Source organism: Variovorax sp. 3319, assembly GCF_031456585.1.
GTDB classification, from domain to species: Bacteria; Pseudomonadota; Gammaproteobacteria; order Burkholderiales; family Burkholderiaceae_C; genus Variovorax; species Variovorax paradoxus_P.
In genome coordinates, this window is sequence record NZ_JAVDUZ010000005.1 from 274,858 (window position 1) to 295,632 (window position 20,775).

At 66.3% G+C, this 20,775-nt stretch carries 24 protein-coding genes; 12 read left to right on the top strand and 12 right to left on the bottom strand.

The window, feature by feature from the left end; translation table 11 throughout:
- A complete protein-coding gene (locus tag J2X67_RS12835) occupies positions 1-819 on the top strand; it encodes a TIGR04290 family methyltransferase (RefSeq protein WP_309953509.1) in 819 nt (272 codons plus the stop codon).
- Positions 806-1,366, top strand: coding sequence for a DUF1003 domain-containing protein (locus tag J2X67_RS12840; protein ID WP_309953510.1), 561 nt, complete (start codon positions 806-808; stop codon positions 1,364-1,366). Before J2X67_RS12835 ends, J2X67_RS12840 begins: the two co-directional genes overlap by 14 nt.
- A 27-nt stretch (positions 1,367-1,393) precedes the next feature.
- Here J2X67_RS12840 and J2X67_RS12845 read toward each other — a convergent pair whose 3' ends face one another.
- Complete coding sequence (locus J2X67_RS12845; RefSeq protein WP_309953512.1) at positions 1,394-1,987, bottom strand: DUF4142 domain-containing protein; 594 nt, start codon at positions 1,985-1,987, stop codon at positions 1,394-1,396.
- On the opposite strand from J2X67_RS12845, the gene J2X67_RS12850 reads away from it, so the two are divergent.
- Both J2X67_RS12850 and J2X67_RS12855 read left to right on the top strand, forming a co-directional pair.
- Positions 1,980-2,159 (top strand): hypothetical protein, encoded by a 180-nt coding sequence (locus J2X67_RS12850; protein WP_309953513.1) that lies wholly within the window; start codon positions 1,980-1,982, stop codon positions 2,157-2,159. The genes J2X67_RS12845 and J2X67_RS12850 overlap by 8 nt on opposite strands.
- On the top strand, positions 2,156-2,440 hold the full coding sequence (locus tag J2X67_RS12855) for a hypothetical protein (protein ID WP_309953515.1): 285 nt from the start codon (positions 2,156-2,158) through the stop codon (positions 2,438-2,440). Before J2X67_RS12850 ends, J2X67_RS12855 begins: the two co-directional genes overlap by 4 nt.
- A 3-nt stretch (positions 2,441-2,443) precedes the next feature.
- Here the strand turns inward: J2X67_RS12855 and J2X67_RS12860 are convergent, their stop codons facing one another.
- The 3 genes from J2X67_RS12860 to rpoN are packed head-to-tail and all read right to left on the bottom strand — an operon-like array spanning position 2,444 to position 4,418.
- On the bottom strand, positions 2,444-2,674 hold the full coding sequence (locus J2X67_RS12860; RefSeq protein WP_309953516.1) for a hypothetical protein: 231 nt from the start codon (positions 2,672-2,674) through the stop codon (positions 2,444-2,446).
- Positions 2,675-2,689: 15 nt separating this feature from the next.
- Positions 2,690-2,941, bottom strand: coding sequence for a hypothetical protein (locus tag J2X67_RS12865; RefSeq protein ID WP_309953518.1), 252 nt, complete (start codon positions 2,939-2,941; stop codon positions 2,690-2,692).
- 19 nt (positions 2,942-2,960) lie between these two features.
- Positions 2,961-4,418, bottom strand: a complete 1,458-nt coding sequence (gene rpoN, locus J2X67_RS12870; RefSeq protein ID WP_309953521.1) for an RNA polymerase factor sigma-54 — start codon at positions 4,416-4,418, stop codon at positions 2,961-2,963.
- 216 nt (positions 4,419-4,634) lie between these two features.
- On the opposite strand from rpoN, the gene J2X67_RS12875 reads away from it, so the two are divergent.
- Both J2X67_RS12875 and J2X67_RS12880 read left to right on the top strand, forming a co-directional pair.
- Positions 4,635-5,012, top strand: a complete 378-nt coding sequence (locus J2X67_RS12875) for a histidine kinase dimerization/phospho-acceptor domain-containing protein (protein WP_309953522.1) — start codon at positions 4,635-4,637, stop codon at positions 5,010-5,012.
- Between the two features lie 113 nt (positions 5,013-5,125).
- Positions 5,126-6,583: a sigma-54 dependent transcriptional regulator gene (locus tag J2X67_RS12880; protein ID WP_309953524.1), complete on the top strand. Its 1,458-nt coding sequence runs from the start codon at positions 5,126-5,128 to the stop codon at positions 6,581-6,583.
- Here J2X67_RS12880 and J2X67_RS12885 read toward each other — a convergent pair.
- Entirely contained in the window at positions 6,553-6,759 is a 207-nt protein-coding gene (locus J2X67_RS12885) for a hypothetical protein (protein WP_309953526.1), read from the bottom strand. The genes J2X67_RS12880 and J2X67_RS12885 overlap by 31 nt on opposite strands.
- A 146-nt stretch (positions 6,760-6,905) precedes the next feature.
- Here J2X67_RS12885 and J2X67_RS12890 point away from each other — a divergent pair, with 146 nt between their 5' ends.
- Together J2X67_RS12890 and J2X67_RS12895 are read left to right on the top strand one after the other, a co-directional pair.
- Positions 6,906-11,534 (top strand): PAS domain S-box protein, encoded by a 4,629-nt coding sequence (locus J2X67_RS12890; RefSeq protein WP_309953527.1) that lies wholly within the window; start codon positions 6,906-6,908, stop codon positions 11,532-11,534.
- Positions 11,535-11,590: 56 nt separating this feature from the next.
- Positions 11,591-12,601 (top strand): chemotaxis protein CheB, encoded by a 1,011-nt coding sequence (locus J2X67_RS12895; protein ID WP_309953529.1) that lies wholly within the window; start codon positions 11,591-11,593, stop codon positions 12,599-12,601.
- 18 nt (positions 12,602-12,619) lie between these two features.
- On the opposite strand, the gene J2X67_RS12900 is transcribed toward J2X67_RS12895, so the two are convergent.
- A complete protein-coding gene (locus tag J2X67_RS12900; RefSeq protein WP_309953531.1) occupies positions 12,620-13,540 on the bottom strand; it encodes a manganese catalase family protein in 921 nt (306 codons plus the stop codon).
- A gap of 206 nt (positions 13,541-13,746) precedes the next feature.
- On the opposite strand from J2X67_RS12900, the gene J2X67_RS12905 reads away from it, so the two are divergent.
- The gene (locus J2X67_RS12905) at positions 13,747-14,244 is read left to right on the top strand and encodes a ferritin-like domain-containing protein (RefSeq protein ID WP_309953533.1); all 498 of its coding nucleotides are present in this window, start codon (positions 13,747-13,749) and stop codon (positions 14,242-14,244) included.
- A 132-nt stretch (positions 14,245-14,376) separates the two neighbouring features.
- Positions 14,377-14,586 (top strand): KGG domain-containing protein, encoded by a 210-nt coding sequence (locus J2X67_RS12910; RefSeq protein ID WP_309953535.1) that lies wholly within the window; start codon positions 14,377-14,379, stop codon positions 14,584-14,586.
- Between the two features lie 24 nt (positions 14,587-14,610).
- Here J2X67_RS12910 and J2X67_RS12915 read toward each other — a convergent pair whose 3' ends face one another.
- A complete protein-coding gene (locus tag J2X67_RS12915; RefSeq protein ID WP_309953537.1) occupies positions 14,611-15,183 on the bottom strand; it encodes a hypothetical protein in 573 nt (190 codons plus the stop codon).
- Positions 15,184-15,405: 222 nt separating this feature from the next.
- Here J2X67_RS12915 and J2X67_RS12920 point away from each other — a divergent pair, with 222 nt between their 5' ends.
- Positions 15,406-15,672: a hypothetical protein gene (locus tag J2X67_RS12920; RefSeq protein WP_309953539.1), complete on the top strand. Its 267-nt coding sequence runs from the start codon at positions 15,406-15,408 to the stop codon at positions 15,670-15,672.
- 18 nt (positions 15,673-15,690) lie between these two features.
- On the opposite strand, the gene J2X67_RS12925 is transcribed toward J2X67_RS12920, so the two are convergent.
- Positions 15,691-16,104 (bottom strand): SIR2 family protein, encoded by a 414-nt coding sequence (locus J2X67_RS12925; RefSeq protein ID WP_309953540.1) that lies wholly within the window; start codon positions 16,102-16,104, stop codon positions 15,691-15,693.
- Positions 16,101-16,586: a hypothetical protein gene (locus tag J2X67_RS12930; RefSeq protein ID WP_309953542.1), complete on the bottom strand. Its 486-nt coding sequence runs from the start codon at positions 16,584-16,586 to the stop codon at positions 16,101-16,103. The genes J2X67_RS12925 and J2X67_RS12930 overlap by 4 nt, the downstream gene beginning before the upstream one ends.
- 172 nt (positions 16,587-16,758) lie before the next feature.
- Here J2X67_RS12930 and J2X67_RS12935 point away from each other — a divergent pair, with 172 nt between their 5' ends.
- Positions 16,759-17,016: a hypothetical protein gene (locus J2X67_RS12935; RefSeq protein WP_309953544.1), complete on the top strand. Its 258-nt coding sequence runs from the start codon at positions 16,759-16,761 to the stop codon at positions 17,014-17,016.
- A gap of 29 nt (positions 17,017-17,045) precedes the next feature.
- On the opposite strand, the gene J2X67_RS12940 is transcribed toward J2X67_RS12935, so the two are convergent.
- From J2X67_RS12940 to J2X67_RS12950, 3 genes are all read right to left on the bottom strand, one after another.
- Complete coding sequence (locus J2X67_RS12940; RefSeq protein WP_309953546.1) at positions 17,046-18,476, bottom strand: Coenzyme F420 hydrogenase/dehydrogenase, beta subunit C-terminal domain; 1,431 nt, start codon at positions 18,474-18,476, stop codon at positions 17,046-17,048.
- Positions 18,469-19,659 (bottom strand): polysaccharide pyruvyl transferase family protein, encoded by a 1,191-nt coding sequence (locus J2X67_RS12945; RefSeq protein ID WP_309953548.1) that lies wholly within the window; start codon positions 19,657-19,659, stop codon positions 18,469-18,471. The genes J2X67_RS12940 and J2X67_RS12945 overlap by 8 nt, the downstream gene beginning before the upstream one ends.
- Before the next feature lie 89 nt (positions 19,660-19,748).
- Positions 19,749-20,540, bottom strand: coding sequence for an OBAP family protein (locus J2X67_RS12950; protein WP_309953550.1), 792 nt, complete (start codon positions 20,538-20,540; stop codon positions 19,749-19,751).
- Positions 20,541-20,775 lie beyond the last annotated feature (235 nt).

Consider the following 20,775-nt stretch of genomic DNA (forward strand, 5'->3'; position numbering starts at 1 on the left):
GTGCAAAACCAGAAACACACCGCCGCCGTTGCCCAGCAAGACCCCGGCCCCATGCGCCAGCAGATAGAAGCCCTTGGCCCCTGGTTTCACAACCTGCACCTGCCGGGCGGCGTGCAGACCCTGCCCAAGCATTTTTTGGGAGGCGACTTTCCCAACTTCAAGTGGCAGGAGATCAAGCCCTTCGTTCCGGAAGACCTCAGCGGATGGCGCGTGCTCGACGTCGGGTGCAACGCGGGCTTCTACAGCTTCGAGCTGGCGCGGCGCGGAGCATCGGTGCTGGGCATCGATGTCGATGCGCACTACCTTGCGCAAGCCCGCTGGGCTGCCGGCCAGCTCGGGCTGGAGTCGCAGGTGGAGTTTCGCGAAATGCAGGTTTACGACCTGGCACGCTCCGATGAAACCTTCGACCTTGTCTGGTTCATGGGCGTTTTCTATCACCTGCGGTATCCGCTGCTCGCGCTCGACCTGCTGGCCGCACGCACGCGCCGCATCATGATGTTCCAGACGCTCACCATGCCGGGCGACTCCGTCTACACCGAGACGGCCGATTGCAACATCGACAACCGCACGCCGCTGCTCGAGAGCGGATGGCCGCGCATGGCCTTCATCGAGCACCGGCTCGCCAACGACCCGACCAACTGGTGGGCGCCCAACCATGCCGGCGTGGAGGCCATGCTGCGTTCCAGCGGGCTTCGCATCGAAGCCCGGCCCGGCCACGAAATCTACCTGTGCGTGCCCGATGCACAGGCGCATGGCGCACGCGCAATCTATGGTTCGCAGTACGAGTCGGCCACGGGAGTGATCCGTGGCGGCGGCTGAACCGGGCCCTGGAGGCCGGGAAGGGGAGGCGCCCGTTGCGGGTGTGGTCGACCGCAACATTGCCGCGCTGGTGCGGCGGCGCCAGCAGCAAAAAATATCGACGGGCTTGCAGGACAAAATTGCCGACGCGATTACCCGCTTTGCGGGCAGCATGCGGTTCGTCTACCTGCATCTGCTGATCTACGGCAGCTGGATCGTGGTCAACCTGGGGTGGGTACCCATCGTGCGCCCCTTCGATCCGACCTTCGTGGTGCTGGCCATGGTTGCATCGGTCGAGGCCATCTTCATTTCGACCTTCGTCATGATCAGCCAGAACCGGATGGCAGCGATGGCCGACCAGCGTGCGGACCTGGATCTTCAGGTCAGCCTTCTCGGCGAGCACGAGATCACCAAGATCATGACGCTCGTGACCGAGATCGCAAAGCGCATGGACATTCCGGCGGCGCAAGACCCGGAACTTGACGAGCTACAGGAAAACGTTTCGCCGGAAAAGGTGCTCGACCGCATCGAGCGCCCGTCGGAAGACCTTGGCCAGGCCGGCCGGTAGTCCGCCGGCCGGCTGCGGCTGGCGCCTTTACTTCTTGCCCGTGATTCCCTGCGCAGTTTCCAGGTGGCCATGAACCACCGGCAGCGTCTTGGCCGCATAGGCCTTCAGCTCGGGGTCGGTCGCATTGCGCTGCACCTTCTGCAGCATTTCGTGCGTCTTCTTGTGGTCGGAAAGACCGGCCATCGACATGTACTGCTTGTCGAAGGTTTCGCCGCTCAGGGCCTTCAGCGCGGTGGCGGTGGCCTTGTGCTTCGTGTCGGGCTCGGTGGGCAGCTCCACGCCTTTCTTGGAGGCTATTTGCTGCAGCTCGCTCAGCGCCTTGGTGTGGTCGTCGACCATGGTCTTGCCGAACTGCTTCACCTCGTCCTTCGAGGCTTTTTCCTGCGCGAGCTTTCCGGTTTCGATCTCGGCGATGTTGGCCTGCGCAATGTCTTTCATCATGCGCTGGTCCGCCTTCGCAGACTTGCCCGCAGAGTCCGGCCTGCCGGAGGCGCTGCGCGTTTCCGTGGCCTGGTCGCCGCGCGAACCTGCACTCTGGGCTCCCGACGGGAGAGACGTGGTGAACGCGCAGGCGGCCACTGCGGCAAGGCCGAAATGGAGTGCGGTGCGTTGAATGGTCATCGAGGTGCTCCTTGAAGAAAAGATGGTTTCGGGCCCGTTCGCTCAAGCGGGGGCATCCGCGCTTTTCGTGGCAACGCGCATGCCCGCCGCATTGCGGGCATGCCGCTTGCCGCAGGTTGTTGCCTTTCTTCTGTCCTTCATGCTTTTCAACGCCCTGGACGTCCTGCCATGAAAAGATCGCAATCGCGCATGAGCCATGCCAGCGAGTGCTATGAACTGCTCGAGTTCCTGTCGCGCCGCCAGATGCCCGTGGTGTGCTCGGAGCCCGACGACATCCACAAGATCCTTGCGCTGCGCAGTGCCTCGCTGCTGCAGGCAATGACTGAGCCGACGGTGGTCCTGCGCACGGGCGAGCGGCGGATCGAACGCGCCATCGTTACCGCCATTACCGCGGAAGGCCGCGCCGCCTGCATGATGCGCAGCGCAACCGCGCCGAGTGCCTGGCGCCGCTGAGCTTCAGGGCTGGCCCTGCGGCGTGGGCGAATCGCCACCGCGAATCGCGCTCCACCCGGCGGGAGTGAGCGAGCGGACTTCGCCGAACTGCCCGGCGCAAGGTTCCGGGGGATAGAAGCTCACCTCCACGTGCCCGGTGGCCGCAAGCTGGCGCAGCGCGCGCACCTTGGAGGGCCTTGCCACGAAGATCGGAAGGCGCTTTCGCGCCAGCGTTTCGAGATAGCGGTAGGACATGCGGACAGCTCTCCCTTACCGCTGCGACTGCAGCATCGGCTGCGCGCCGTCGCAGTCGTCTTCGCCGTTCGTGTCCAGCGCATCGCGGCCATCGGGCGTGAGGGCGAGAAAGCGGCCCACTTCGCGCCTTCCATCGTCGGTCTTGAGCGTGAAGGCCGCCACCAGGCCGGCCGCCCGCAGCACCAGCAGGTTGTCGACGTCGCGGCGATGCGTCAGCGTGACGGGCGCGGGCAGTTTTGCAAGCGCGCGCAGAAATTCGATGCACATGTTTTCTCCTTGTGCGGGGTCAAGCCGCAGCTCCCATTTCTCCCCCTTGGGCGCGGCGGCGCTCGAAGGGATCGATATTCATGCTCTGGCGATACTTGGTAACGGTGCGTCGCGCAATGCGAAAGCCCTGCTGCGCGAGCTGGCGCGCCAGTGCCGCGTCGCTCAGCGGCGCCACCGGCTTTTCGACGGCGATGAGCTCGCGGATGAGCCCCTGCAGCGCCACCGGCGCGCTCGCGCCGCCCGCCGCGTGGTTGAGGCCGCGCGAAAAAAAGTGCTGCAACTCGAAAACGCCGGCCGGCGTGGCCATGTACTTGTTGTGCACGGTGCGAGACACGGTAGACGGATGCACGCCCACTTCTTCCGCAATCTCGCGCAGGCCGAGCGGTTTCATGGCGAGCGGCCCGTGTTCGAAGAACATCTTCTGGCGCGCGACGATGGCACGGGCCACTTCGAGAATGGTGGATGCGCGCTGCGACACGCTGCCCACCATCCAGCGGGCCTGCTCCAGGCATTCCTTCATTGCGGTGCACTGGCCAGTGCCGTGTTTCTCTCCATGCTGCTCCAGCAGCTGGGCGTAGGCCGAGTTCACCTTCACGCGGGGCAGGGCGCCGGCGTTGAGCGAGGTCCGCCAGGCGCCGCGCACCTTTTTCACGGTTACATCGGGTATCACCACGCGCGCCGCGGTTTCGCCAAATTGCCAGCCCGGGTGCGGGTCGAGGCGCCGGATGCAATCGATTGCGCACTGCACTTCCTGCGGCGGCGCATCGAGCGCCTTTGCCAGCTTGCCGACGTCATGCGTTGCGAGCAGGCCAATGTGCGCTTCGAGAATCCGCCGCGCGAGTTGCCGGGCGCCTGCGCCGCCCGATTGACGTGGAGCAGCTTCCAGCTGCAGGCAAAGGCATTCGGCCACGCTGCGCGCCGCCACGCCGGCGGGCTCCAGCGCCTGCACGCGCCTGAGGGCCGTGCGCAGTTCGCGCTCGGCGTCGGCGCCTGTTTCGCCGAGGGCTGCGCCCACTTCCTCGAGCGAGATGCGCAGGTAGCCGTCTTCGTCGAGCGCCTCCACCACGGCTCGTGCAAACGCCAGCTCACGCTCAGAAAGCCGGAGCACGCCGAGTTGGCCGTGCAAGTGGGCGCGCAGCGAATCGGGCAGCGGCACGCGCTGCATCAGGTCGAAGCTTTCGTCATGCGACAGGTGCCGCTCGCCCGGCGCAGGGGCTGCGGTGATCCGGTCGAATGCGGCGGCCGCTTCGATGTCGGCGGCAGTATCGGCGGTGACGGGAGCAGCCTCCGCAATGGCTTCGGGGCCTTCTTGCGCGGGCGCTTCGATCTCGAGAAACGGGTTCAGCTCGGCCGCATCGCGCAGTGCCTGGGCGTATTCCTGCGCCGACATCTGGAGCAGCCGCACGGCCTGCTGCAACCGGGGGGAAAAGATGGGGGCCTGCACCTGGCGAGGCTGCAAAACAATCGACGTGTTCATGTTTCTCCGTAGCGCCTCCGATGCCCGGCGGCGGGAGTTGCTGCGCAACGGTCGTGCCAGGGTGTTTTGGTCTTTTCCAAGCCGGAAACTAGTTTTAAAGTACGCACAAACGGGTTTGAGCGCGGCTTCACCATCGGCACTGTGGAAGCCTTGCGGTAAATCTTGCGGTTCTCCCGGGGCAGACAGGAGCGGTGCATTTGTCGCAAACTCCCCGCCATGAAAAATTCATCGGGAGGGCGGCCCACGGCGCATTCGGCGCCGCCGCTCGGGGCCTGCGCCGGCATTGCGGGACTTGTGGGGCTGGGGTTGGGCCTGGCTCTGGCGTTCCGTCAGAACGCGCGTGCAGCGCAACATGCCGAAGAAGCGCTGGCGCAGCATCGGGCCCGGCTGTCGCGCGAGGCCCTGCGCGCGCGGCGCCTCGAACACGACCTGCGCAGCCCTGTAGGTGCGATGGCGGTTGCCCTGGAGCTTCTGCGCACCTCCGACGACGACGAGCTCCGGCGCGAAGCCATGCAGGTGCTCGAGCGGCAGGTGGCGCGTATGACCTCTCTGACAGAGCAAGTGCGCGAATTCGCACAGGGCTTGGACGATTGAACCGTCCGGCGTTTCCTGCCGGTGGGCGCAGGATTCGGAGTGGGATATTTCCGTAAGAAATCGAGGCAGGCACTCGCTCGCAGTGCAGCACAGGCGTCAAGCCAGGTACGAAGTTGGGTCACACACTTATTGTTGAAGACGACGAAGATTCGGCGCGGATGATTGCCGCCCTGGTCGCGCGCGAGGGGCACACGGTGATGTGCGCGCATTCCATTGCCGCGGCCCGCCGGCTGGTCGCCATGCAGCGGCCCGCCCTGCTGCTGCTCGACCTGCATCTGCCCGACGGAAGCGGTTTCGACCTGCTGAACGAGCCCGAGATCGTGAGCGACACCATGCTGGTTCTCATGACGGGCCAGGCCAGCCTGGAAACCTCCATCAAGGCACTCCGGCTCGGCGCGGCCGACTACCTGGTGAAGCCGATCAACCCGCAGCACCTGAAGGGCCTGCTGTCGCGCCTTATTGCGCCATCGCAATTGCGCGCCGAGCTGGACGAGGTGCAAGAGCTCTGGCGTGAAACGGGTCGCTTCGGCCACCTGATCGGCCGCTCGCAGCCCATGCAGCGCGTGTACCGGCAAATCTCCAGGGTGGCCGGTACGGCTGTTACCGTGTTCATCCACGGAGAAAGCGGAACCGGCAAGGAGTTGGTGGCCCGCGCGGTGCACGACCTGAGCCGCCGGCGCGAGCAGCCGTTTCTGGCGGTGAACTGCGGCGCGCTGTCGCCGCATCTTGTCGAAAGCGAAATCTTCGGCCACGAGCGCGGCAGCTTTACCGGGGCCGAGCGCCAGCACCAGGGCTTTTTTGAGCGCGCACACGGTGGCACGCTGTTTCTGGACGAGGTAACCGAGATGCCGCTCGAGCTGCAGGTCAAGCTGCTGCGCGTGCTGGAGAGCGGCACCTTCATGCGCGTGGGTTCCACCCAGGTGCAGCAGACCGACGTGCGCATCATTGCGGCCACCAACCGCAATGCTGGCGAGGCAGTGGCGCGCGGCACCATGCGCGAAGACCTGCTGTACCGGCTCAACGTGTTTCCAATTGCGCTGCCGCCCTTGCGTGAACGCGGCGACGACATCGCGCTGATTGCCACCAGCTTTCTGCAAGACCTTGCGCGCCAGGAAGGCGGCAGCAAGCATTTCACGTCCGGCGCGCTGGCGCGGCTGTCGGCCCACCGCTGGCCGGGCAACGTGCGCGAACTGCGCAACGTGGTGCAGCGCGCCTGGGTCATGGCTTCGGGCAACGAGATCGACGAGGAATGGCTTCCCGCTGGAGACGACGCAAGCCCGCTGCCCGGTGCCGCGCCCGATTCGGAGCCGGCACGCGGGCGCACGCTTGCCCCTTCTTCCGCGCTCACTGCGTCGCCCATGCTCAACGGCCACCGGAACGGCGTTGCGCAGCCGGCCGAACCGCGGGAAGACCAGATCGTGATCGAAGTGGGAACGCAGCTCGCAGACGTGGAGCGGCGCGTCATCCTCGCCACCTACGAACGCTGCGGGCGCCACAAGGAGCGCACCGCTGCGCTCCTGGGCATCAGCATGAAGACGCTCTACAACCGGCTGAAGGAGTACCAGCAATGAGAAGGCGCCTGCGGCTGCGCGGGCGTGTTCCGTCGGGCGCATGAACGACGGCGCTCCTTCCACCCGAGCAGGCGCAACCGGTAGGCCGCGGCGCCGGCGGGATCGAAGTCGGTTCCCAGATAATTCGCCGGGTTTTCAAGAGGATGGCGGGCGAAATAGCTGCTGAGTTCGTTCATGCGTGTCTCCGGGGGGCGTGAAGGTTCTCGCTCGGCGAAGGTCTCGCGCAAGGCATTCACAGCCCGGCAAACTGCGTGCCGGCCGTGGCGCCGCCGAGCCGGTACGCCGTTTGCCGGAGCAAGAAGGAGAAAGCGCATTGGATGAAATGAACTCCGTGAACCCAGACTACGCCGAAGAAGCGCTGGGCGACCAGATCGACGACGCCGTTCCGTCGCGCGGCTATCGCATGCTGCCCGTCGTGGGCCTTGGCGGCTCCGCGGGCAGCATCGAGGCCGTGGGCGCCTTCTTCGAGGCCACGCCGCCCGACACCGGCATGGCCTTTGTAGTGGTGCTGTACCTGCCATCGGCGCACGAGGGCGCGCTGGCGCAGGTGCTCGCGCAGTCCACCCGCATGCGGGTGGTGCAGGTCGGCGGCAGGGAGCGCATTGCGCCCAACACGGTGTATGTCGTTCCGGCCGGCAAGGCGCTGCGCACGCGCGGCGAACTCATCGAGCTGGCGGCCTTGCCGCCGGGCCAGGGCCGCCACGTGGCGGTCGATTTTTTCTTTCGCACGCTGGCCGATACCCACGGGCCGCACGCCATTGCGGTGGTTCTTTCGGGGGTGGAGAGCGACGGCACCATCGGCATCAAGCGCATCAAGGAGCGCGGCGGCCTGACGGTTGCGCAAGAGCCGCAGGAAACGCGGCACGCCGGAATGGTGCAGTCGGCCATTGCCACCGGCATGATCGACTGGGTGCTGCCGGTGCGCGAAATGGGCGCGCGCATTCACGCCTATTACCGCATCGAACGGCAGCTCAAGCTACCGCCCGAGCAGCTGCCGGACGGTGACGACGACGACGCGCCGCCCGCGCCGGATGTGGACGAGGCGGCCTTCCGCGAGGTGCTGGCCTTTGTGCGGAGCCGAAGCGGGCGCGACTTTGTCAACTACAAGCGGGCCACCGTGCTGCGGCGCATCGGCCGCCGCATGCAGGTAAACGGCGTGAGCGACCTGGCGGCCTACCTCGATTGCCTGCGCACGCGCCCCGGTGAGGCCGGCGCGCTGCTGCAGGACATGCTGATCAGCGTGACCAATTTCTTTCGCGACGGCGAGTGCTTTTCGGCGCTCGAAGGCATGGTGCACGAGCTGTTTCGCAGCAAGACTTCGGCCGACACCATTCGCGTGTGGGTGGTGGCCTGCGCCACCGGCGAAGAGGCCTACTCGATTGCAATGCTGCTGAGCGAATACGCCCGCACGCTCGAAAGCCCGCCTTCCATCCAGATCTTTGCCACCGACCTGGACGAAGACGCGGTGCGCGCCGCGCGCGAAGGCGTGTACCCACTGGTCAGCGAGGCAGATGTTTCGGACGACAGGCTTCGGCGCTTCTTCGTTCGCGAGCAGCGCGGCTACCGGGTGCGCCGCGAACTGCGCGAAATGGTGCTGTTTGCGGTGCACGACGTGCTGAAGGATTCGCCGTTCTCGCGCATCGACCTGGTCACTTGCCGCAACCTGCTCATCTACCTCAACAGGGAGGCGCAGGCCAGGGTGTTCGAGACGCTGCACTTTGCGATGCTGCCCGGCGGCCGGCTGTTCATCGGCGCATCGGAGGCGGTGGACGACGACAGCCCGCTGTTCTCGGCAATCGACAAGAAGCACCGCATCTACGCGCACCGCCATGCGCCCAAGGCTGCGTTGCCGGTGCCCACGGGCCGCAGCAGCGCCGCGCTGGCGCTGGACGTGAAGCGCGCGCTGCCCGTGATTCCGGGCGCCGCGTTTTCGCAGTTGCAGCGCAGCGCGCTGGCGCCGCTGGCCGACGGCCGCACCATGACCTGGGCCGAACTGCACCTGCGGCTGCTCGACCGGCTGGCGCCGCCTTCCATCCTGCTGGATTCGGACCACGAGATGCTGCACATCTCGCCCGCGGCAACGCCGTTCTTGCACTTCAGCGGCGGCGAGCCGTCGCGCAACGTGCTGCGCGCCATCGTGCCCGACCTGAAGGCCGAGCTGCAGACCGCGCTCTATCACGTGAACGAAAGGCGCCAGCCGGTCGAAGTAGCGCCGGTACGGGTGCGGCTGGGCCAGGCCGAAGCCGAGGTTTCGCTCCATGTGATGCCGGTCGAAGAAATTGGCGGCGGCCTCCTGGTGCTGCTGCGGCAGGGCGACCCCACCAGCGGGCGCAGCAGCATCGTGGTGCCGCGCGTGGACGCGGAACCCCTTGCCGAGCACCTGGAGCGCGAGGTGACGCGCCTGAAGTCGCAGTTGCGCGAAACGGTGGAGCAGTACGAGACATCGACCGAGGAGCTGAAGGCGAGCAACGAGGAGCTGCACGCCATGAACGAAGAGCTTCATTCGGCGACCGAAGAGCTGGAGACCAGCCGCGAAGAGCTGCAGTCCATCAACGAAGAACTCACCACCGTCAACCACGAACTCAAGAGCAAGGTGGACGATCTTGGCCAGGCCAACAGCGACATGCTGAACCTGATGGACGCAACCGCCATTGCCACCGTATTTCTGGACCGCGAGTTTCGCGTGACCCGCTTCACGCCCAGCGCGGTTGCCATCTTCAAGCTGATTGCCACTGACGTCGGGCGGCCGCTTTCCGACCTGACAACGCCGCTGGACTACCCGCAGCTTGGCGCCGATGCGCGCCGCGTGCTCGAGACGCTGCAGCCCTCCGAGCGCGAAGTGGGCGACACGGCCGGCAACTGGTACCTGGCACGCGTGCGGCCCTACCGCACCATCGAGGACCGCATTGCCGGCGTGGTGCTCACCTTTGTGGACATTACCGAGCGCAAAGAGGCGCAAGAGTCGCTGCGGCAGTCGCAAGAGCGCTTCAGCGCCATCGTCAACCAGGCCTCGGTGGGCGTGGCGCAAACGCGGCTCGACGGCGAGATCACCTTTGCCAACACCTGCTACCACCAGCTCATGGGCTACGGCGAGAACGAGCTTGCCGGCATGAGCGCGCTCGACCTGGTGCACGCGGCCGACAGGCCTGCCATTGCGGCGCTGTTCGCACGGCTGGCCCAATACGGCGAGCCCTTCCAGAGCGAGAGCCGCAACGTGCGCAAGGACGGCTCGTTCATCTGGCTGCACAAGAGCGTGACGGTGCTCACCAACGCGGGCGGCAAGCCCGACTCGGCGCTGATTGTTTGCAGCGACATCAGCGAACGAAAATCCGCCGAAGAGGCGCTGCGCGAAAGCGAGGAGCGCTTCAGGCTGACGCTCGAAAACGCGGTCGACTACGCGATCTTTTCGGTCGACATGGAGCGCTGCGTCAAAAGCTGGAACACCGGCGCCGAGCGGCTCCTGGGCTACACCGAGGCCGAGATTCTGGGCCGTTCGGCCGACATCATCTTTACCGACGAAGACCGCGCAGCGGGCGCGCCGCTCGAAGAAGCCCGCACTGCGCTCAGCGCCGGCAGGGCTGCCGACGACCGGCTGCACCAGCGCAAGGACGGCTCGCGCTTCTGGGCCAGCGGCGCGCTCATGCCCATGCACAACGGCGAGGGCGCGGTGGTCGGCATGGTGAAGGTGCTGCGCGACCAGAGCGAGCAGCGCGCGGCCCAGCAAGAGGTGGAGCAAAGCCGCGGCGAACTGCTCGATGCGCTGCGCGCCAACGAGGCGGCGCGACAGGCGCTCGAAGCCGCCGATGCCGCCAAGGACCGGTTTTTGGCGGTGCTCTCGCACGAGTTGCGCAACCCGCTCGCCTCGATCAGCGGCGCCGCCGAACTGCTGGCGCCCGAGGAGCTCCCGACGCAGGAGCACGCGCGCGCCGCGCATGTGGTGCGGCGCCAGGCGGCGGCCATGAAGGTGCTGCTGGGCGACCTGCTCGACGTGTCCAGCCTGCGCCGCGGCCGGCTGGTGCTGCGGCGTGAGCGCGTGACGGCGCAGAGCATCGTCGATGCCGCGCTCGAAGTGACTCGCCCGCTGATGGAGCAGGGCCGCCACAGGCTCGAACTGGATGTTGCCGACGCAGGAGTACCGCTCGACGCCGACCCCATGCGCCTGACGCAGGTCATCTCGAACCTGCTCTCCAATGCTGCCAAGTACACGCCGAACAGCGGGGACATTCGCCTTTCGTTGCATGCCGACCCGGATGCCGGCCAGGCGATCTTCACCGTCACGGACAACGGCATCGGCATGGACCCGGACACGGTCGACACCATGTTCGAAATGTTCACCCAGAGCGTGCATGCACACGAGCGATCGGCCGGCGGCCTGGGCATTGGCCTTGCGCTGGTGCGCAACATCGTCGAGCTGCACGGCGGCACCGTCACGGGCGAGAGCAGGGGCCTGGGCCACGGCAGCCGGTTTACCGTGCGCATTCCGCTCGCGGAACCGCGCATGGCCGAGGCCGAGCCTGCGCAGGCAAACGGCGAGGCAGGTTCTTTGCCAGCTGCCCCGGCCGGCGAAACCCCGCAGCGCGTGCTGCTGGCGGACGACAACGTGGATGCGCTCTGGGGAATGGCGCGCATGCTGGCAATTTCGGGCCTCAGCGTAAAGACGGCCGACAACGGAGTCGACGCGCTCCGGCTGGCCGAGCAGTTCAGGCCCGATGCGGCCGTGCTCGACATAGGCATGCCGGGGCTCGACGGCCATGAGGTGGCGCGCCGGATTCGCACGCAGCCGTGGGGCCGCGGCATGCTTCTTGTGGCGGCAACCGGCTGGAGCCAGCCCGAAGACAAGGCGGCCGCGCTGGAGGCGGGTTTCGACGAGCACCTGGTCAAGCCCGTTGCCGCAGCCGATGTGCAGCGCTTGCTGCGTGCGCGCAGTGCCGGCGCGGCGACGGGCGGCTGAGACCCGGGCACGCCGCTTGCCCTGCAGAAAAACAGTGTACTTTTTGCCTGTCAGGAATGCCCACATCCGTATCCCCGAACCAAGCGATTTTCATTGGCGCCTCCGTGGGCGGCGTCTATGCAATGCTCGACCTGGTCGCCGACTTGCCGGCCGATTTTCCAGCGCCCATCTTCTTTGTTCAGCACATCGGCGCCCACCGCAGCCACCTTGCCTCGTTGCTCAACGACCGCGGGCCGAACCGTGCCGTGGAAGCGAAGCAGGGCGACGTGGCCGCACCGGGCACCATCTACATCGCGCCGCCCGACCATCACATGCTGCTCGAAGGCGGTGTGATCCGCCTGACCCGCGGACCCAAGGAACACCATGCCCGCCCCGCCATCGATCCGCTGTTTCGTTCCGCCGCGCTGGATTGCGGCCCCCGCGCCATTGGCGTGGTTCTTACCGGCAGGCTGGACGACGGCAGCGCCGGCCTGCGCGCCATCAAGGATTGCGGCGGCATTGCCGTTGTGCAAGACCCGGCCGAAGCCCATGAGCCCAGCATGCCGCAAAGCGCGATGGCGGCGGTGCAGGTCGACCACGTCGTGCCGCTGCGTGGCATGGGCAAGCTCCTGTTCGAGCTGGCGCAGCAGCGGCGCGACCTGCCGCCTTGCGAGCCGTCGGCCGCTTTGCGCCGCGAGTACGCCGTGGCCGTGGGAGAGCGCACCGTGGAAAACCTGAAGGTGATCGGCGAGCCGTCCATGTTCAGCTGCCCCGATTGCGGTGGCGTGCTGTTCGAGCTGCACGACAAGCACCCCGTGCGCTACCGCTGCCATACCGGCCACGCCTTCAGTGCACGCAGCCTTGCGGCCACGCAAGAGCAGGTGACCGATGCCGCGCTATGGACCAGCCTGCGCGCCATGCAGGAGAAAGAGGCAATTCTTCGGCGGCTTGCCGAGGTGCAGAAGGTAGAGGGCGTTGGCAATCCCGAGGCATCGCTGCGCGAAGCCGACGAGCTCGCGGCCGTGTGTACTGCGTTGCGCAAGCTCACGCTGAAGGCGCCCAGCCCGGCCAGTTTCGACGCGAGCTGAGCGGTTTCGGCGCACCGCTTACTTCTTCGGCAGCACGGGTCCGTTGGCGCCGTCTGGCAGCGTCGGGCCTTCGCCCATGCCAAGCTCCGCGCCGGTGAGCGGGTCGCCGTCAGGGCGCGACTGCGTGCGTGCCGCCATCTGCTGCAGCACGGGCGCGTCCGCATCGTCGAGCTCTACCGTGGCCAGGCCGTCGCCGCCGTCCACCGGCCCCGAGTCTTGCGTCACGGGCACAAAGTCCCAGCGCTCGCCCTGGTTCCATGGGCCGCGCAGGTCGGCGTCGCCCTTCGACATGCGGAAGTACACGTTGGTAAAGCGCGGATCGCCCGGCAGCTTGCCCGGCGGAAAGTTGGGCTCGATGGAATAGAGCGCCTTTTCGAATGACTTCTGGTGCGCGATTTCGCGGGTCATCAAGAAGGTCAGCGCGTCTTTCACGCCCGGGTCGTCGGTCAGGTTGATGAGGCGTTCGTACACGATCTTGGCCCGCGCCTCGGCCGCGATGTTGGAGCGCAAGTCGGCCGTGGGCTCGCCGATGGTGTCGATGTAGGCGGCCGTCCACGGCACGCCGGCGGAGTTGACCAGCGGCGGGCCGCCGCCGTAGAGCACCTGCGTGATGTGGCTGTCGTTGCCCGCGCCGGTAATGGTGCGGTACATCTCGCCTTGCTCTTCCACGCCTTCGGCCAGCCGCCCCTTCGCGCCCTTGTTGAGCATGCCGACGATGGTGCCGATGATTTCGAGGTGGCTCAGCTCTTCGGTCGAGATGTCGAACAGCATGTCCTTGCGGCCCGGGTCATCGTCGCCGAGCGCCTGGGTGAAGTAGCGGCATGCGGCTGCCAGCTCGCCCTGCGGGCCGCCGAACTGTTCGAGCATGAGGTTGGCGAGGCCGGGATTGGTCTCGCTGACGCGCACTGTGTATTGCAGTCGCTTGTTGTGAGAGAACATGGGGACTCCTTGCGTTGGGTTGGGTCTGGTTGAACGGCCGCGCCCTTCGGCACCACCGCACTTTTTCTTGCGGCAAGCGGCGTGCCCCCTCGGTGTGCGGCAACGGCTGACAAGGCGTTTGGAAACGGCCTTGCCTTGCTTGCACTCGCGCATTGCAAACATCGGCGCGTGTTTCGTTTTCACCAACCCTTTTTTCAGGAACCGACATGCCCGTAAAAAACCTGTCCGATCTTTTCGTCCACGAGCTCTCCGACACCTACAGCGCAGAAAAACAGATGACGCGCTCACTGCCCAAGCTTGCCCGCGCCGCAACCGACGAGGGCCTGGCGTCGGCCTTTGAAACGCACCTGGAAGAAACGCGCGGCCAGGTCGAGCGCATCGAGGAGATTGCCGAACTGCTGCAGATCAAGATCAAGCGAATCAAGTGCGACGGCATGGCCGGCCTGGTGGAAGAAGGCGATTCGCTGATCGACGAGATCGAGAAGGGCCCCGTGCTCGATGCCGCATTGATTGGCGCGGCGCGCAAGGTGGAGCACTACGAGATTGCCGGCTACAACTCGCTGTGCACGCTGGCCAAGAAGCTTGGCTACACCGACGCGCTGCCGCTGCTCGAAGCCTCGCTCGCCGAAGAAACCGCCACGGACGGCAAGCTGAGCGCGCTGGCCGAGGCGCAGGCCATGGAAGAGGCCATCGCCGAGGAGTGAGATAGGCGGGCTGCTTTCCTTCCCGCGCCTTGCACAGGGCGTGGGCACGCCGTTTGCCGGGTGCAGGGTCTGCGCGCAATGGTTGCGCGCACAGGCCCGCACTGTGTTTGCGGGGCGAAGGAAAGCATGTCAATGAACGATCAAGAAGGGCGCATCCGCAGCCGGCGGGGTTTTGCTGGAATGGACCCCGAACGCCAAAGGGAAATTGCCAGGAAGGGCGGGCGCACCGCCCACGAGTTGGGCCTGGCCCATGAGTTCACGCCCGAGGAAGCCCGCAACGCGCGGGCCAAGAGCCTCAACGCGCGGGCGCAGGGAACCGGCGCTACGCCGCAGCAGGAGTAGTCAACAGGCCGCCCGGCGGCCCGATCAGGCGATTGCGGCGCGCAGGGCGGCGGGCTCGAAAGACCTGGCAAGCACGGCATCGAAGCCTGCGATGCCGCCCTTGTCCTGCTGGGCTTGGGCCAGCGGAGATCCCCATACGGCAACCATGCGGCCTTCGAAGCCTGCGTCTCGTGCACGCCGCCCCAGCGAAAGCGCCGTGCCGGCGGAGGTGCGCACGTCGACCACCGCAATTTCAGGTGCGCGCTTCATCAGGGCGGTGTAGCCGCCGTCTCCGCTTGCGGCAAGGTCTACCTTGTAGCCCGCATCCGAAAGAAGCCCGCCCATCAGCGCCAGCAGCCTTGCATCGTCGGACACGGCCAGCGCCCGGCCGGGCTCGCCCGCAGCGCGCTGCGCATGAACGACTAGCTGGTCCATCCGGTCCGTGAGCTGGTGGATCTGCCGTGTCATTACCACGGAGGCCTCGTGCAGCACGGCGTGCGGGAGCCCCACACGCGCGAGCACCTCGCCGGCAGATGAAATGGCGGCCAGTGCGTTGCGCGCATCGTGCACGCAGCGCCTCAGATCGCGGGAGTCGTCGACGATGGAATGTTGGGTCATGTGAATCAGGGGCATTGAAGGCGACACCTCGCACAGCACACGGCGTGCCCGGCGCGCAGCAAGGCAGGGCCGGCGGCGCGCCGCCGTTTTAGCCGCCCGCATTGCTGCAAGTTTTACTGGCCGAAAACCCGGCGCGGCTTACAGCACCGTCGGCGCCCGGACGACAAGACCCGCCCCAGCCTTGCACATCATGGATTCGTCAAACGGCTGAAGGAGCAACAAGTGACCCGTCCCCCAGAGCAATCGCCCGTGAACATCGACCAGAACCGTGCCGTGGGGCAAGACAGCCCCCAGGAGGGCAGCGATATCGGCCGCGAAGCGAACAAGCGCAGCGGCTATCCCGGCTCGCGCGACATTGGCACCAACGCATCGCAGAGCATGCAGGTGGGCGAGAAGCCGCCGCCGAGAGACGCCACCAGGCCCGAGCCGGGCGAAACCGAGCCTGACACCGACGCCCGGTCCAAGCCTGGAGCAGGGGCCAAACGATAGGCCGGTGAGCTCGCAGGGCTACCCGACCACGCCCTCCAGAAATTCGATCAGGGCCTTCGAAGGATCGTCCCGCGCAAGCGGGATCATCTCGATGCCCCATTGCGCAAGCACGGCTTGCTGCACCTCGTTGGCGGAGGGCGAGAACAGGTAGGAAACCGGCTGCGCCACATCGGGCACCGATTGCTTCCACAGCCGCGAGAGCTTGTAGAACAGGTAGCGAATGTTCACGTCGGCCAGGCTGTAGCCGATGAAGACCACCGAGCGCCCAAGCACGTCGGCGCGCAGCTTGATGTCCAGCGGCGATTCGAAGTCGAGCCGCGCAAAGTAGCTGCTCTCGTCGAGCACGATGGAAGCGTCGTCCTCCAGGTCGCCGTGAAACTTGATGATCTGCGTTACGCCCGGGTGCAGCTTGGCAAGGTCGGCAACGCTCACGATCTTTGTGTACCTGACCTTGTGGTGCTCGAACGCGGTCTCCAGCCACCGGTCGTAGTGGTGGTGTAGATGATCGGGAAGCGGCCCTTGGCCAGCAACTCGTGGATGCGCGAGGCCTCTACCCGCACGTCGCCGCGGTGCCACTCGCGGTCCATCCAGCTGCGCAGGGGGCCGATGCTCCCGTGCCGCAGCCGAAAGTATTCGGCCAGCGTCAGGTAGCCGCCCTTGTCGCCGAACGAGCGTGCATCGATGCCGAGCTCGCGCGCCATGTGCTCGATGAGCGCCGACCATGGCGGCAGGCCCAGCCCCATCGATATGCCGGCGCCCACGAACAGCACCACCTTGCCGCGCCGGTGGGCCTCGCGCAGTTGCGCGATCTTTTCATCGTGGGGTTTTTGCAGCGCCACGCGCGGCGCGGCGCGCGGCTTCGAGCGCGGCTTGGAGCGCTTGGCGGTAGGTCGCGAAGGCGCAGTAGAGCTCATGAAAAAAAGCGCGTAGTGAATGGCAAAGTGCGTTTGGCAAGCAGCATGTCCTTGCGGGGCGCCGCCGCCTGTGGGCGCTATCCGACCGGGCCTGTCGGCGTCTGCTGGCGCGCCCGCCTTGCATGCAGCCGATGCTTGCTGCCGTGTTCCACTTTTCTACGGGGCGAACCGCATGAACAAGGATTCGGTCAAGGAGATTCGGCCGGGCGCGTTTACGGAATCGATTGCGGGCGAGGAAGACCCGGGTGCATCCATCGACCTGGTGCAACCCCCGCCCATGCAGCCCGGCGACGAGGCGCCACCCGGCGCGCCCGGAACCGGCGAAACGGTGTGCCGCCTGTGCGGCGGCAGCGGGCGCCGCAACGGCGGCGAAAGCTGCCCGGAGTGCGGTGGCACGGGCAAGGTCAATGTAGGTGTCGGCGGCGGCTGAGCACAGCGCTGCGTGGCTTCAGCGTGGGTTCAGCCGCCGCGGTCGTCCGGCGCCAGGCGGGCCACCCATGAGCCGATGCGCCCGCGCGAATAGGCAAGGGCGTGATACAGCGACAACGCGCCCCGAGCCCATTGCACATAGAGCGAGCGGGCGCCGGCCCACCGCGCGGCTGCGAACAGGCGCCTGCTCCAGCGCGTGATGGCGGCGCGCATGCGGTAGATGAGTTTTCTGCGCCAGGGCATGGCGCGGCCCGGCTGCACCCGCTTTACCGGCCGCACGATGGGGCCGAGCCCGACTGGCCGCCACCTGCTGAGCCGGTAGGCCAGGCCTTCGCGGCGTTGCCGAAAACCCGCAGCCTGTGTTTGGGCAAGAAAGGCCGCGTCGACCGGCGCGAGCTTGAGCCGCCCAGCCGCTGCCGCGTTGGCCACAAGCTCGTGCAGCACCGCCGAGCGGACGATCACGACGTTGGTTCCGCGGCCGTCCGACGAATAGGGCTCCACCCATGCATCGCCGAAGGAGATGTCCGCGGTTTCCGAAACGACGTCGTCGCAGAAGTTGCACGCCTCGTTCTGGAAGAAGCCGGAGCCCCAGTCGCCCTCCGCAAGATGAAACCAGTCGCGCTGCACGCTGCGGCCGTCGCGCAGCACGAACTGCGCGGTGTACCAGTTGGCGGGGCGCCGCGCGTCTTTCAGCCGGTATTCCACGCTTCGAATGTCTTCGACGTTCACGCCCATCTGGTAGGCGAAGCTCTCGACCAGGCGCGCGCTTTTCATATGGCCGCAAAACAGGCCGAGGGTGAAGGCAACGCGCTCGCGCATCAGCGGGTCTTCGCGCCGCAGCAGCTGCACCGCCTTGATGAAGCAGGGCACGCCCACCACGGCATAGCGGCCGGGCACGTTGCGAATCGTCTCCAGCACTTCGGACATTTCGACCGGGTAGTAGCGCGACTTGGCGCCTGCGCCAATTTCCTCAGGCGTGCGCGACAGCTGGTAGCGAAAGAACCGCTCACCGTTCGATGGCAGCACATGGGCCACCGCATCGACCAGGCTAGTGCGAAGCAGTTCGGAGGCGGTCCAGCTGACCATGCCGCCGGAACTGCCTTGGGCGCGAAAGCTTTCTTCTTCGGCATGCCCCACATATGCGCTGTAGAAGCGCCCCACCTGCGCGTCGTCGTGGAAGGCGCCGGGAAAGAGATCGGCCGCGAGCTCCGTTTCGTTGCGCGCCGCGGGAGAGAAGGGGCAGGTTCGCGCAAAAGCTGGCGGACCTTGGCGCAACCACTTTGCGGGCCCCTGGGGCTTCAGGTCGCCATAGCGATCGAACTGCATGCGGGCTGCTCCGCCGCCGTGTGCGGAGGGCGGCGTTCCTTCGCTGCGGCCCTGCGCAACGCAACTGCCGCAGCCGATGCAAAGGCCCGAGCGCACGATGCCTTCGGGCGACACGGAGAATTGCGGCTCAGGCATGGGCGCGCTCCTGCGTGCGGGCCATTGAGTCTTGCTGCAGCGCTTGCTGCAGGTATTCGCCCGACGAGGCGCGCAGTGCCGCGATGCGCGCCTCGATCGATGGCGCTAGCGGTTCCGACAACACCGCGTCGCAATGGGCGGCGGGGGTGTCGGCATCCGCCAGGTGATGCTGCGCGCCCAGGGCAAACAGCAAGTCGTGGATCTTGATGGCGCGGTAGGCCGAGTTCTCGCAGGCAAAGGGCTTGCGGTTTCGCAGCGCGAAGACGCAGCCGTGAAAGAAGTTGGTTGCCACCGCGTCCGCATCGGCCATGAAGCGTGCGAAGTCTTCAGGGCTGGCGGTGAGCCACTGGGTATCGGCCCAATCGTTGCGGTAGCCGATGCTCACCAGGCGCATGTTCCGCTTGCGGGCCCACTCGCGCATGCGCACCGCGAACCAGTCGCTGAAGTTGTGGCCATACACGGCCACGTGGCGCGCCCGATGCGGCTTCTTGTGTTGCGGCTCGCGTGGTTGGGGCGGTGGCGCAAATTGCAGGCAGGGGTCGAGCACCAGTTCGGGTGCATGCCCCAGTGCCGCGCCCAGGAGCGCGCGCGAGTTGGCATCGCGCACCGACATGCTATGAAATTGGTGCAGCATGCCCGCCCAATGTTGCGGCAAACCTTGCCCGGCCGGGTAGTTGCCAAAGCTCGCCGCATAGGCAATGAGCCGCTTCGCCCGAACGCCTTCGCCAAAGAAAAGCGGGCAGCGCCCATACCAGGGATGCCAAAGGTTCCACACCTCGTCGCTGCCGACCACGACGGCGTCGTAGTCGTCCATGGCGCCCGAAGTTTCGAGCGCGAAGCGGCGCGAGAGCGGAAGCGAGGCCATCGACTCCAGAAACTTGCGTGTCTTGTGCGCATAGAGCTTGCGGTCCGCCGGAGCAACCGGCGTGGGCAGCACCGGCCGAAGTGCGCAGCGCCACTCGGCCATGTTCACGCGATGCGAGTGGTGGTCGAGCAGCACGGCGCGGTGGCCCATGTTTTGCAACGCTTCGACCAGGAGGCGCGCCTGCCAGTAAGAGCCGTAGTTGATGCAGCGATGAAAGGTGAGCACGCCGATCATCGGCTGCGCCGTGGCAGGGGTGCGCGCGGACGAGCTGAAGGCCAGGGCAAGGGGAGGCAATTTGGTGAGGGAGGGCGCTTGCATTGCTCCAACGCTAGGCAGTGCACTGCGGGCAATGCGTCGGACGATGTGCCGTCGGCCGGTGCGCGGCCCCTGCCGCGTTGGCAGTCGTCCTACTTGCCCGCGCCCGGTGCCGCGTGCGTGCCGTTATGCCCTGCGCCGGTGGGGTCGGCCAGCTGCACTGCCTTGCCGTTTTGCCAGCTGTCCGCGCCTTCGGCAATGGCTGGGGCGGGAATGTCTTCGCGGTTCTTTTTCTTCTCGGCGGAATTTACGCCGAAGCGCTTGTCGCGCTGCGCGACCATGCCGGCGTCGGCCTGTCCGTCGGCAGTGAATCCCATCATCAGCTGAGGAACACCGGTGGGTAGCTCTTTTTGCATGTCGGTGTGCCAGGTGTGAAAGGTCTTGCCATAGGTTCCGACGAGCTTTTTCATGAGCTCGTGCTCGGCGGCCTGTGGAATGCCGGGCGCGATGAGCTGGCCCGATTTGACTTCGTGCACATGGCTGTGCCACAAAGTTTTTTCCTGCGCGGGGAGCGACTTGAAAAGCCGCTCGCTCACGATGTATTCGACCCCCATGATCCTCGCGTCTTTCACGTTGCCGTCATAGATGACGCACTGGATCAGCTCTTCGTTCAAGACCGAGCAGTAGTGGTGCGCCTCCATCTGGGCCTGCATGTTGCCGCTGTAGAAATGAAAGCCGTCCAGGTACGCGTTCAGCGCCTCGATGGGCGGCTTGTCCTGCAGGGCCGCGGCGCCGGTTTCGAGCGTGGCGGTCTTTGCGCTTTTGCCGGCGCCCGGCGAATCGACGCCGGAGGCGGTGTTGCTGCCGCCACATGCGGCGAGCAGCGCCACCAGCGCAAGCGGAAGGAGGGGTGAGAAGATGGTTTGCAATGGCGTGGGCTGCATGGTCGGTCCTGGGCGGCAAGCGAAAACTGCGACCATGCGCCGCAGGCACCCGGCAGCGGCAAGAGACTGCCGACGCGGTGTGTAGGAACATCCCGAAAACCCTGCCAACCGCAGGCCCGGCCCGGCTGCACCCCAGCGAATCGCAAAAATCGGGAAAAAAACCCGCCCCCAAAACCGGAATATGGCGGCCACAAGGGGCAAAATTTCAGATTCGAACGCCGCGCGCGGCAGGCTC

Excerpts from the sequence above, each read along its gene's own strand:
- J2X67_RS12850 (WP_309953513.1), top strand. The coding sequence starts at position 1,980 with ATGGTCATCGAGGTGCTCCTTGAAGAAAAGATGGTTTCGGGCCCGTTC.
- J2X67_RS12845 (WP_309953512.1), bottom strand. The coding sequence starts at position 1,987 with ATGACCATTCAACGCACCGCACTCCATTTCGGCCTTGCCGCAGTGGCC.
- J2X67_RS12855 (WP_309953515.1), top strand. The coding sequence starts at position 2,156 with ATGAAAAGATCGCAATCGCGCATGAGCCATGCCAGCGAGTGCTATGAA.
- J2X67_RS12860 (WP_309953516.1), bottom strand. The coding sequence starts at position 2,674 with ATGTCCTACCGCTATCTCGAAACGCTGGCGCGAAAGCGCCTTCCGATC.
- J2X67_RS12865 (WP_309953518.1), bottom strand. The coding sequence starts at position 2,941 with ATGTGCATCGAATTTCTGCGCGCGCTTGCAAAACTGCCCGCGCCCGTC.
- rpoN (WP_309953521.1), bottom strand. The coding sequence starts at position 4,418 with ATGAACACGTCGATTGTTTTGCAGCCTCGCCAGGTGCAGGCCCCCATC.
- J2X67_RS12875 (WP_309953522.1), top strand. The coding sequence starts at position 4,635 with ATGAAAAATTCATCGGGAGGGCGGCCCACGGCGCATTCGGCGCCGCCG.
- J2X67_RS12885 (WP_309953526.1), bottom strand. The coding sequence starts at position 6,759 with ATGAACGAACTCAGCAGCTATTTCGCCCGCCATCCTCTTGAAAACCCG.
- J2X67_RS12890 (WP_309953527.1), top strand. The coding sequence starts at position 6,906 with ATGAACTCCGTGAACCCAGACTACGCCGAAGAAGCGCTGGGCGACCAG.
- J2X67_RS12895 (WP_309953529.1), top strand. The coding sequence starts at position 11,591 with ATGCCCACATCCGTATCCCCGAACCAAGCGATTTTCATTGGCGCCTCC.
- J2X67_RS12900 (WP_309953531.1), bottom strand. The coding sequence starts at position 13,540 with ATGTTCTCTCACAACAAGCGACTGCAATACACAGTGCGCGTCAGCGAG.
- J2X67_RS12905 (WP_309953533.1), top strand. The coding sequence starts at position 13,747 with ATGCCCGTAAAAAACCTGTCCGATCTTTTCGTCCACGAGCTCTCCGAC.
- J2X67_RS12910 (WP_309953535.1), top strand. The coding sequence starts at position 14,377 with ATGAACGATCAAGAAGGGCGCATCCGCAGCCGGCGGGGTTTTGCTGGA.
- J2X67_RS12915 (WP_309953537.1), bottom strand. The coding sequence starts at position 15,183 with ATGACCCAACATTCCATCGTCGACGACTCCCGCGATCTGAGGCGCTGC.
- J2X67_RS12930 (WP_309953542.1), bottom strand. The coding sequence starts at position 16,586 with ATGAGCTCTACTGCGCCTTCGCGACCTACCGCCAAGCGCTCCAAGCCG.
- J2X67_RS12935 (WP_309953544.1), top strand. The coding sequence starts at position 16,759 with ATGAACAAGGATTCGGTCAAGGAGATTCGGCCGGGCGCGTTTACGGAA.
- J2X67_RS12940 (WP_309953546.1), bottom strand. The coding sequence starts at position 18,476 with ATGCCTGAGCCGCAATTCTCCGTGTCGCCCGAAGGCATCGTGCGCTCG.
- J2X67_RS12945 (WP_309953548.1), bottom strand. The coding sequence starts at position 19,659 with ATGCAAGCGCCCTCCCTCACCAAATTGCCTCCCCTTGCCCTGGCCTTC.
- J2X67_RS12950 (WP_309953550.1), bottom strand. The coding sequence starts at position 20,540 with ATGCAGCCCACGCCATTGCAAACCATCTTCTCACCCCTCCTTCCGCTT.